This window comes from Pseudonocardia xishanensis, assembly GCF_039541715.1.
Lineage (GTDB): Bacteria > Actinomycetota > Actinomycetes > Mycobacteriales > Pseudonocardiaceae > Pseudonocardia > Pseudonocardia xishanensis.
Genome location: NZ_BAABGT010000045.1, coordinates 29,620 through 38,907, shown reverse-complemented (window position 1 = coordinate 38,907; position 9,288 = coordinate 29,620). Strand labels below are relative to the sequence as shown.

Genomic DNA, 9,288 nt, shown 5'->3' with positions numbered 1-9,288 from the left:
CAGCCTGCACCGGCCAACCCCCGGCCAGCCGCCTGTCACCAACGTGATGGCCGAGTACAGCTAGGCCGAGCGCAGCCGCGCGCCCGGGCCGGGCTCGGAGACCAGCTTGTCCCGGGTGTCGATGTGGTGGCCCGCTGCGCAGACCAGCTCCGCGTGGACCTCAGCGCCGCAGCCGACGTGCCGCGTGACGTTCGGCGGGCCCGCCTCGCCCGCGAGGTGCGTGTCCCCCCAGTCCTTCAGGGCGTTGAGCACGATCCGCAGGTCACGGCCCGCCGGGGTGAGCCGGTACTCGTGCCGCTCCCGGCGGCCGGGCTCGCGGTAGGGGGCCTTGACGACCAGTCCCGCGTCCACCAGGCCTGCGAGCCTGCGGGTGAGCACGTTGCGGGCGATGCCGAGGTGCTCGGCCAGGTCGTCGAACCGGCGCACGCCGTTGAACAGGTCCCGCAGCACCAGCACCGTCCACGCGTCTCCCACGAGGGCGGCGGTGCGGGCCACCGAGCAGGTGGCGCTGTCCCACTCGGTGAACGCGGTCTCGGACATGGTGGCCAGGGTAGCCGCGCGGCTGGGTTGTTGCACGCAACCCGTCAGGCGGTCGCGGTCCGCACCCGCGGGTCGCCGACCGCGGCGGGCGCGGGCGTGAACATCGCGACCACCATGCCGACGAGCGCCGCCCCCGCCGCGGCCAGGAAGACCACGGCGAAGGCCGTGCTCGTGGGATGGGTCTCGCCGTCGACGGTCATGACGAGCGCGCTGCTCACCGCCGCGACGACGGCCGTGCACGTCGAGGTGCCGAGCTGGCGCATCAGCGTGTTGAGGCTGTTCGCCGCCGCGGTCTCGGTCTCCGGCACCGCGCGCATGATCAGCAGCGGCAGCGAGGAGTAGGCGAGCGTGGCGCCCACCGAGCCGACCGTGGCGACCCCGATGAGCGCCGGGATCGAGTCGGGCAACAGGGCGAACCCGCCGTTCCCCAGCACAATGAGCGCCATCCCGATGACCAGGGTGGTGCGCGGGCCGCGCACCCGGGACACCCACGCCGACGCGGACGAGAACACCACCATCGCGCCGCCCAGCGGGAGCAGCACCAGGCCCGCGGCGATCAGCGACATCCCGAAGCCGTAGCCGGTCGAGACCGGGGCCTGCAGCACCTGGGTGGCCAGCATGAACGTGGCGAACATGGAGAAGCCGATCATCAGCGTGGCCACGTTCGTCCAGAGCACGGCGGGGCGGGCGGTGACCCGCAGGTCGACCAGCGGGCCGCGCTTGCGCAGCTCGTAGCGCCCCCACAGGGGGAGCAGCAGGGCGGCGCCGGCGAACAGCCCCAGGACGCGGGGGCTCGCCCAGCCCCACTCGGTGCCCTTGGAGACCGCGAGCAGCAGGCAGACCAGCGCGATGCCGAGCCCGAGGGCCCCGACGACGTCGAACCGGCCGCCGGTGCGCACCCGCGACTCCGCCGTGAGCTTCTGGACGAGCACGATCTGCAGCACCCCGATCACGGCGGCACCCGCGAACAGCCAGCGCCAGCTCGCGAACTGGGCCACCAGGCCGGTCAGCGGCAGCCCGATCGCGCCGCCGACGCCGAGCGACGAGCTCATCAGGCCGACGCCGCTGCCCACCTTCTCCGGCGGCAGGACGTCCCGCATCAGGCTCATGCCCAGCGCGATCACGCCGAACGCCGTCCCCTGCAGGGCACGCGCGACCAGCAGCACCATGATGTTCGGTGCCACGGCCCCGAGCGCCGAGCCCAGCACGATCAGCGCCAGCGCCACGACCAGCATCCGGCGCTTGCCGTACATGTCGCCCAGCCTGCCGAGCACCGGCGCGGACACCGCGCCCGCCACCAGCGTCGCGGTGACGAGCCAGGCCGCGGTCGACGGGCTGACCGACATCAGCCGCGGGAACTGCGGCAGCAGCGGCACCACCATCGTCTGGATCAGCGAGACCAGCAGTCCGCACGAGGCGAGCGTCAGGATCGCCACCGTCGGACGGGTCCGCTCGCCGGTCGTGGTGGGCGAGTCGGCGAGGGTGGCGCTCACGGGGTGTGGTCTCCGTCCGATCGGGTGTCCTACTCAGGTGACCACGGGTCGTTGCCATCGGCAAGCGAAAGCGTGTAGCTGCCACGTATCTCACTGGCCCGCGGTGACCGCCAGGACCGTGTCCACCAGGTCGGGGACCCCCGGGTGAGTGGGCGGATCGGGCCAGACCAGGTGGACGGGGAGCGGGGGAGCGTCGGCGACCGGGACGTAGCGGACGCCGGGGAAGCGGTGCAGCTCGGCCGTCGCCTCGGCGGTGACCCCGACGGCCTCGCCGGACGCGATCGCGACCAGCCACTCCGCCGTCGAGCCGACCCGGGTCACCGCGGGCCGGGCGCCCGCGGGCCAGAGCCCCGGGGTCGTGGTGCCGGTGAGCTCGTTGAGCGCGACGGTCCGCTCGGCGAGCTCGGCGAGTGTCACCGACTCCCCCGCGGCGAGCACATCGTTCTCGGGGAGGGCGGCGACCCGGTGCTCGTCCGGCAGCCGCGCCGCGCGGGTGCCGGGCGGTCGCCCCCGCCCCCGCAGGACGGCTCCGCGCACGATGACCGCGTGCGCGAGCCCCGCGCCCAGCCCCGCGTCGGCGGTGTCGTGCTGGACGAGCTCGAGCGGGATCCCCGGGCGCGTCGTCCGCCAGCGGCGCAGCAGCTCCGGGGTCCGCGCGCCCAGCGCCGACCACGCGTACCCGAGCCGCAGCGGTTCGTGGAGCCCCTCGCCGAGGCGGTCGGGGTCCAGCAGCGCGTCGACGGCCTCGACCGCCCGCAGGGCCCGCTCGCGGTACGCCGTGCCCGCCGCGGTGAGGGCGAGATGGTGGGTCGACCGGTCCACGAGCCGGACGCCGAGGTGCCCCTCCAACCGCGCGAGCGTGCGGGACAGCGCGGGCTGCCCGACGCCGAGCGCGGCCGCGGCCCGCGTGATCGTCCCGGCCTCCGCGATGGCCAGGAAGGCGCGGACATGGCGCAGCTCGGCTCTCATGCCGCCGGACCGCGTGCGCGGGTGGTCATGCCTGCGGAGAATAACCACCGGGAGAACGGCATTTCTCGCGGCTCGTGCCGATGCCTAGCGTCGGTGGACGTGTCCTCCCGCGTCGCTCCCGTCGGCCTGCTGCTCACCTCGCAGGTGTCCGTCCAGTTCGGGGCCGCCGTCGCGGCGGCGCTGTTCGACCGCGTGGGCCCCGGCGGGGCGGTGACGCTGCGGCTCGGGCTGTCCGGCGTGGCCCTGCTGCTGGTCTGCAGGCCCCGGCTGCGCGGGCGCACCCGGGCCGACCTGCTCGTCGCGCTCGCCTACGGGCTGGCGCTCGGCGGCATGAACCTGTGCTTCTACGAGGCGATCTCGCGGATCCCGCTCGGAGCGGCCGTGACCCTCGAAGTGCTCGGCCCGCTCACCCTGTCCGTGCTGACCGGGAGGGGGCGGCTGCGGTGGCTGTGGGCGGCGCTCGCGCTCGCCGGCGTCGCGCTGCTCGGGCTCGACGGCGTCGGCGCGCTCCCGCCGGTCGGGGTCCTGTTCGCGCTGGCCGCGGGCGCGCTGTGGGCCTGCTACATCCTGCTCGCCCAGCGGGCGGGCCGGTCCTACGCGCGGCTGGACGGGCTGGCGCTGGGCCTCGGCGTCGCCACCCTGCTCGTCGCGCCCGCCGGGATCGCCTCGGCCGGGGTCGACCTGCTGGACCCGGGGGCACTCGCCCTGGGCGCCGCCGTCGCGCTGTTGTCCTCGCTGCTGCCGTACTCGCTGGAGATGCGGTCGCTGCGCGCGGTGCCCGCGGCGGTGTTCGCGGTCGTGATGAGCCTGTCCCCGGCGATCGCCGCGCTGGCGGGCGCTGTGGTGCTCGGCCAGCCGCTCGGCCCGGTGGGGGCGCTGGCGATCGCGCTGGTCGTGGCGGCGAACGTCGGGGCCGTCGGGCGGGGGCTGCGCACCTCGGGAGAGGATGCGGGGCATGTCCCGGCCGCAGCCACGACCGCACCGCACCCGACTCGCCCCCGACGTCGTCTCCGAGGAGTTCCGCGCGTTCTGGACTGAGCGGCACCTCGGGACGCTGGTCACCCTGCGGCGTGACGGCACCCCGCACGTCGTGCCGGTCGGGGTGACGGTGGACGTCGAGGAGGGCACCGCCCGGGTGATCTGCCGGGGCGGCTCGCAGAAGGCGGTCAACGCCCGCGAGTCCGGCCGCGCCGTCGTCTCGCAGGTGGACGGGGCCCGCTGGTCGACCCTCGAGGGGACCGTCCGGGTGCTCGACGACCCGGAGTCCGTGCGGGACGCCGAGGAGCGCTACGCGAAGCGCTACCGGGTGCCGCGGGAGAACCCGGAGCGCGTGGTCGTGGTGATCACCGTGGACCGGGTGCTGGGTATCCTCTGAGCGGAGCTTGGTCCTGTCGGTTCGCCCGGCGATCCGGCACCCTGGTGGCCGGTCCTCACCGTGGCGGGCCCCCCACCACGACGAGAGGGATCTCCAGTGACCCACGGAGCGGCAGACGACCGGGAGCCCACCCCGGACAACGTCGTGGCCCTGCCCCGTTCGCAGTCCGTCACGCAGCAGGACCTGGCCATCGCCAAGCTCGGCACGAGCCGGATCCAGTCGCCGATGTCCCACCTGCTCGACGCCCGCAACACCACCGAGCACTACGTGGACGAGGACGACCGCGTCCTGCTGGACGACACGATCGCCGGCATCCGGGCCCGCGGCGTCTCGCTCGAGGACCTCCCCGGCCTGGAGCCCTGCGGGCCGCGCCGCAAGATCTACTTCGACCCGTCCAAGACCCGCGTCGGCATCGTCACCTGCGGCGGGCTCTGCCCGGGGCTCAACGACGTCATCGCCGGCCTGGTCCGCACGCTGACCTACCACTACGGGGTCAAGCGGATCGTCGGGTTCCGCAACGGCTACCAGGGCTTCATCTCCTCCTACGGCTACGACGAGGTGGAGCTGACCCCGCAGTACGTCCGGGACATCGCCACGGACGGCGGCACCGTGCTCGGCACCTCGCGCGGCCACCAGGACCCCGAGGAGATCGTCGACTGCCTCGAGCGGATGCACCTGAACATCCTCTTCGTCATCGGCGGGGACGGCTCCATGCGCGGCGCCATGGCCATCGAGCGGATCATCCGCGAGCGCGGGCTGAAGATGGCCGTCGTCGGCGTCCCGAAGACGATCGACAACGACATCCCGTACATCGACCAGAGCTTCGGCTTCCAGACGGCGTTCTCCCGCGCGTCCGAATCGATCCGTGCGGTCACCGTCGAGGCCAAGTCCACGGCGAACGGCATCGGCCTGGTCAAGCTGATGGGCAGGCACTCCGGCTTCATCGCCTGCTACGCCTCGCTCGCCCGGTCGGACGCGGACGTGGTGCTGATCCCCGAGGTGCCCTTCGAGCTCGAGGGCGAGGCGGGCCTGCTCGCGCACCTGCGGCGCCGCGTGGAGCAGCGCGGGCACGCGGTGGTGGTGGTGGCCGAGGGGGCGGGCCAGGAGCTGATGGAGGCGGTCTCGCACACGGACGCCTCGGGCAACAAGCGTTTCGGCGACATCGGCCGGTTCCTGCGCGCGAAGATCGAGGAGGACTTCGCCACGCGCCGGATCGAGACCTCGGTGCGCTACATCGACCCCTCGTACGCGATCCGGTCCGTTCCGGCCAACCCGTACGACAGCGTCTACACCGTCCGGCTGTCCCAGGCGGCCGTGCACGCGGCGATGTCGGGGCGCACGGCGATGGTCGTCGGGCGGGTGCGGCGCCGGTTCGTGCACATCCCGATGGAGCTGGCGGTGAGCAAGCGCAACCAGGTGGACCCGAACGGGGACCTCTGGCAGGCGGTGCTCGAGTCGACGGGGCAGCCGGTGCGGTTCGGCGCGTAACGTCGCCACCGTGCCCGCCCTGCGGTTCCTCGGCCACTCGACCGCCCGCCTGGAGATCGGCGGCCGGGTGGTGCTCACCGATCCCGTGCTGACCCCGCGGGTGTCGGCGCTGCGGCGGATGGTGCCGCCGCTGCGGCCCGCGGACTGGGCGGACGCCGACCTCGTGCTGATCTCGCACCTGCACGGCGACCACCTGCACCTGCCCTCGCTGCGGCTGCTGCGCCCGGAGACCCGGGTCGTGGTGCCACGCGGGGCGGGGGAGTGGGTGCGCCGCAAGGGCGTCCCGCGGGTGTCGGAGCTCGGGATCGGGGACACGCTGGTCGAGGACGGGCTGCGGGTCACCGCGGTGTTCGCCGAGCACTCCGGGCACCGCTGGGGACCCCGGTCCACCCGCGGCCCCCAGGCGCCCGCGCTGGGGCACGTCCTGGAGGCGGACGGGCTGCGGATCTACGCCGCCGGGGACACCGACCTGTTCGACGGCATGGCCTCGCTGGGGGAGCTGGACGTCGCGTTGCTGCCGGTCTGGGGCTGGGGCCCCAGCCTGGGGCCCGGGCACATGGACCCGGAGCGGGCCGCTCGGGCGCTCGAGCTGCTCCGGCCGCGGCTCGCCGTCCCGGTGCACTGGGGGACGCTGGCCGTCGCCGGGTCGACCAGGGCGCCCGCGGGCCACGGGGCGCGGATGCGGGCGCTGCTGCACGACCCGCCGCACCGGTTCGCCGTCGCGGCCGGGCGCCATCGCGTGGACAGCCGGGTGGTGATCGCCCAGCCGGGCCAGGACGTCCCCCTGGACGCGCCGCGCCGCCCGGGTGTGTCCGAGCGCGCCGAGGCCGAGACGGACCGCGGGTGAGCCTCGACTGGTCGGACCCCCAGGCGATCGGCTACCCGCTGCTCTTCGTCGGGGTGCTGCTCGGCTCGATCATCCCGATCGTCCCCACGGGGGCGGTCGTCGGCGCGGCGGCCGCCGTCGCGATGACCACACACCACCTCTCGCTGCCCCTGGTGCTCGTCGTCGCGACCGTCGGCGCGGTCGTCGGGGACCTGGTGACCTACGCGGTGGCCCGGGTCGGTGGCGGGGCGGCGCTGCGGTTCGTCTCGCGCGGGCAGAGCCCCGAACAGCTCGAGAAGGCTCGCGCCCGGTTCACCCGGTACGGCTGGCAGGTCGTGGTGGTCGGCAGGCTGGTGCCCGCGGGCCGGATCCCGACGCTCGTCGCGGCGGGCACCCTCGGCTACTCCTGGCGGCGGATGGTGCCGACGGCCCTCGCCGCCTGCCTGCTCTGGGCGGTCGCCTACGCGCTGCTCGGCATCCTCTCCGGCGGGCTGTTCGACAACCCGCTGGTGGCCTCGTTGGTGGCCGCGGGCCTGGTCCTGGTGGTCGGCGCGGTCTCCGCGGGCATCGCGTCCCTCGTGCGGAGGCGCCGCGCCCGCTCGGCCTCGGCACCGCCCCCCAGCTGCTGATCACCAGGCTCTGGTGCAGGTGGTCGGCCGCTGTATCCTGCGTGCGGGTCTGATGATCACCGGGCGGGCCCGGAGCCCGGCAGGCTGCTGACCGGGTGGCCGCAGCGGCGCGGGAGGTCGGGATGGGCGAGGTGTTCGTGCTGGTGCACGGGGCCCAGCACGGGGGCTGGTGCTGGCGGCGGGTCGCCGACCGGCTCCGCGCGCAGGGCCACACCGTCCACACCCCGACACTCACCGGCCTGGGCGAGCGGGCGCACCTGCTCTCGGCCGAGGTCGGGCTCTCGACGATGGTCCGGGACGTCGTCGGCGTCCTGGAGGCCGAGGAGCTGCGAGACGTCGTGCTCGTCGGGCACAGCTTCGGCGCCCTGCCGGTGCTCGGGGCCGCCGATCTCGCCGCCGACCGGATCCGCCGCATCGTGCTGCTCGACGGGCTGGTGGTCGAGCCGGGCCACCCGGCCTTCGACGCCCTGGCCCCCGACACCGTCGTCCAGCGGGAGGCGGACGCGAGGCGCCGGGGACACGGCATCGCGATCCCGGTCGCGTCCCCGAAGGCCTTCGGCGTGACCGATCCCGAGGACGCCGCCTGGGTCGCCCGCCGCCTCACCCCGCAGCCGCTGCGCAGCTACCGCGAACCCCTGGCCCTCGAGGGTCCGCTCGGCAACGGCCTGCCCGTCGTCTACCTGCACTGCACCGCGCCGGAGTACACCGCGATCGCGGCGGGCCACACCGTCGTCAAGGACGCGGGGTGGGAGTGGCGCGACCTCGCCGCGTCACACGACGCCATGATCACGGCCCCGGACGCGACCACCGAGGCCCTGCTCCGCCCCTGACCACCCGTCATTCGGTGGGGGGTTCGACCTCGCGGCGGAGGATCTTGCCGGTCGGGCCCTTCGGCAGCGCGTCCACCAGCCAGACGTTGCGGGGGTACTTGTAGGCGGCCAGGCGCTGCTTGACGAACGCCTTGAGCTCTTCGGGGTCCGCGTCGGCGTCCGGCTTGAGGGCGACCGCGGCGCCGATCTCCTCGCCGAGGTCGGCGTGCTTGATGCCGATGACGGCGGCTTCGGCGACGGCGGGGTGTTCGTAGAGGGCTTCCTCGACCTCGCGGGGGTAGACGTTGTAGCCGCCGCGGATGATGAGGTCCTTCTTGCGGTCGACGATGGTGTAGTAGCCGTCGGCGTCGCGGGTGGCGATGTCGCCGGTGCGGAACCAGCCGTCGGGGATGGCCTCGGCGGTGGCGTCGGGGCGGTTCCAGTAGCCCTTCATGACGTTCTCGCCGCGGATGGCGATCTCGCCGGGCTCGCCGTCGGGCACGTCCTCGCCGTCGTCGTTCACGACGCGCATCTCGCAGCCGCGGACGGGGAAGCCGATGGTGCCGGGCTTGCGTTCGTGGCCGGGCTGGTTGAACGAGGCCACCGGCGCGGTCTCCGAGAGCCCGTAGCCTTCGAACACCTCGCAGCCGAAGGTGGACTCGAAGGTGCGCAGGATCTCCACGGGCATCGCGGAGCCGCCGGTGATGCAGGTGCGCAGGGACGACATGTCGGCGTTCTTGGCGTCCGGGCTGTGCAGCATGGCGGCGTACATGGTGGGGACGCCCTCGAACACGGTCACCTCGTCCCGGGCCACCACGGTCAGTGCCTTGGCCGGGTCGAACCGCGGGATGAGGGTCAGGGTGGCGCCGGCGCGGACGGCGGCGTTGAGGCCGCAGGTCAGCCCGAAGACGTGGAACAGGGGCAGGCAGCCCATGATCACGTCGTCCGGGCCGATCTCGATCAGCGTCTCCGACGTGGTGGCGGCGTTGGAGGCGAGGTTGTGGTGGGTGAGCTCGGCGCCCTTGGGCTGTCCGGTGGTGCCGGAGGTGTAGAGGATGACGGCGGTGTCGTCCTCGGTGCGCTCGACCGGCTCGGTGACCGGCTCGCCGCCCAGGTCGGTGGGGCCGGTGGCGGGCACGACGATCCCGGTGATCCCGAC

10 protein-coding genes are annotated in these 9,288 nt (G+C 74.2%); 6 read left to right on the top strand and 4 right to left on the bottom strand.

Annotation, left to right across the window (positions count from 1 at the left end; genetic code table 11):
• Nucleotides 1–60: 60 nt before the first annotated feature.
• The 3 genes from ABD993_RS18470 to ABD993_RS18460 all read right to left on the bottom strand — a co-directional run bounded on the left by ABD993_RS18470 (nt 61) and on the right by ABD993_RS18460 (nt 3,002).
• Nucleotides 61–540 (bottom strand): winged helix-turn-helix transcriptional regulator, encoded by a 480-nt coding sequence (locus ABD993_RS18470; RefSeq protein ID WP_345419644.1) that lies wholly within the window; start codon nt 538–540, stop codon nt 61–63.
• Nucleotides 541–584: 44 nt separating this feature from the next.
• Entirely contained in the window at nt 585–2,033 is a 1,449-nt protein-coding gene (locus ABD993_RS18465) for an MFS transporter (RefSeq protein WP_345419641.1), read from the bottom strand.
• Nucleotides 2,034–2,123: 90 nt separating this feature from the next.
• On the bottom strand, nt 2,124–3,002 hold the full coding sequence (locus tag ABD993_RS18460; protein ID WP_345419639.1) for a LysR family transcriptional regulator: 879 nt from the start codon (nt 3,000–3,002) through the stop codon (nt 2,124–2,126).
• A gap of 99 nt (nt 3,003–3,101) precedes the next feature.
• Between ABD993_RS18460 and ABD993_RS18455 the strand changes: the two genes are divergently transcribed.
• The 6 genes from ABD993_RS18455 to ABD993_RS18430 all read left to right on the top strand — a co-directional run bounded on the left by ABD993_RS18455 (nt 3,102) and on the right by ABD993_RS18430 (nt 8,150).
• Entirely contained in the window at nt 3,102–4,040 is a 939-nt protein-coding gene (locus ABD993_RS18455; protein WP_345419636.1) for an EamA family transporter, read from the top strand.
• Complete coding sequence (locus ABD993_RS18450; RefSeq protein ID WP_345419633.1) at nt 3,958–4,377, top strand: TIGR03618 family F420-dependent PPOX class oxidoreductase; 420 nt, start codon at nt 3,958–3,960, stop codon at nt 4,375–4,377. Before ABD993_RS18455 ends, ABD993_RS18450 begins: the two co-directional genes overlap by 83 nt.
• 144 nt (nt 4,378–4,521) lie before the next feature.
• A complete protein-coding gene (locus ABD993_RS18445; RefSeq protein WP_425569044.1) occupies nt 4,522–5,865 on the top strand; it encodes an ATP-dependent 6-phosphofructokinase in 1,344 nt (447 codons plus the stop codon).
• Nucleotides 5,866–5,884: 19 nt separating this feature from the next.
• The gene (locus ABD993_RS18440; protein WP_345419653.1) at nt 5,885–6,712 is read left to right on the top strand and encodes an MBL fold metallo-hydrolase; all 828 of its coding nucleotides are present in this window, start codon (nt 5,885–5,887) and stop codon (nt 6,710–6,712) included.
• Nucleotides 6,709–7,320, top strand: a complete 612-nt coding sequence (locus tag ABD993_RS18435) for a DedA family protein (protein ID WP_345419628.1) — start codon at nt 6,709–6,711, stop codon at nt 7,318–7,320. The genes ABD993_RS18440 and ABD993_RS18435 overlap by 4 nt, the downstream gene beginning before the upstream one ends.
• A 95-nt stretch (nt 7,321–7,415) precedes the next feature.
• Nucleotides 7,416–8,150: an alpha/beta fold hydrolase gene (locus tag ABD993_RS18430; RefSeq protein WP_345419625.1), complete on the top strand. Its 735-nt coding sequence runs from the start codon at nt 7,416–7,418 to the stop codon at nt 8,148–8,150.
• Between the two features lie 7 nt (nt 8,151–8,157).
• Here ABD993_RS18430 and ABD993_RS18425 read toward each other — a convergent pair.
• Nucleotides 8,158–9,288 (bottom strand): long-chain-fatty-acid--CoA ligase (locus ABD993_RS18425; RefSeq protein WP_345419622.1); only part of this gene is annotated, 1,131 nt, incomplete at its 5' end.

Coding starts and splice junctions, on each gene's coding strand:
- ABD993_RS18450 (WP_345419633.1), top strand. CDS start 3,958: ATGTCCCGGCCGCAGCCACGACCGCACCGCACCCGACTCGCCCCCGAC.
- ABD993_RS18470 (WP_345419644.1), bottom strand. CDS start 540: ATGTCCGAGACCGCGTTCACCGAGTGGGACAGCGCCACCTGCTCGGTG.
- ABD993_RS18460 (WP_345419639.1), bottom strand. CDS start 3,002: ATGAGAGCCGAGCTGCGCCATGTCCGCGCCTTCCTGGCCATCGCGGAG.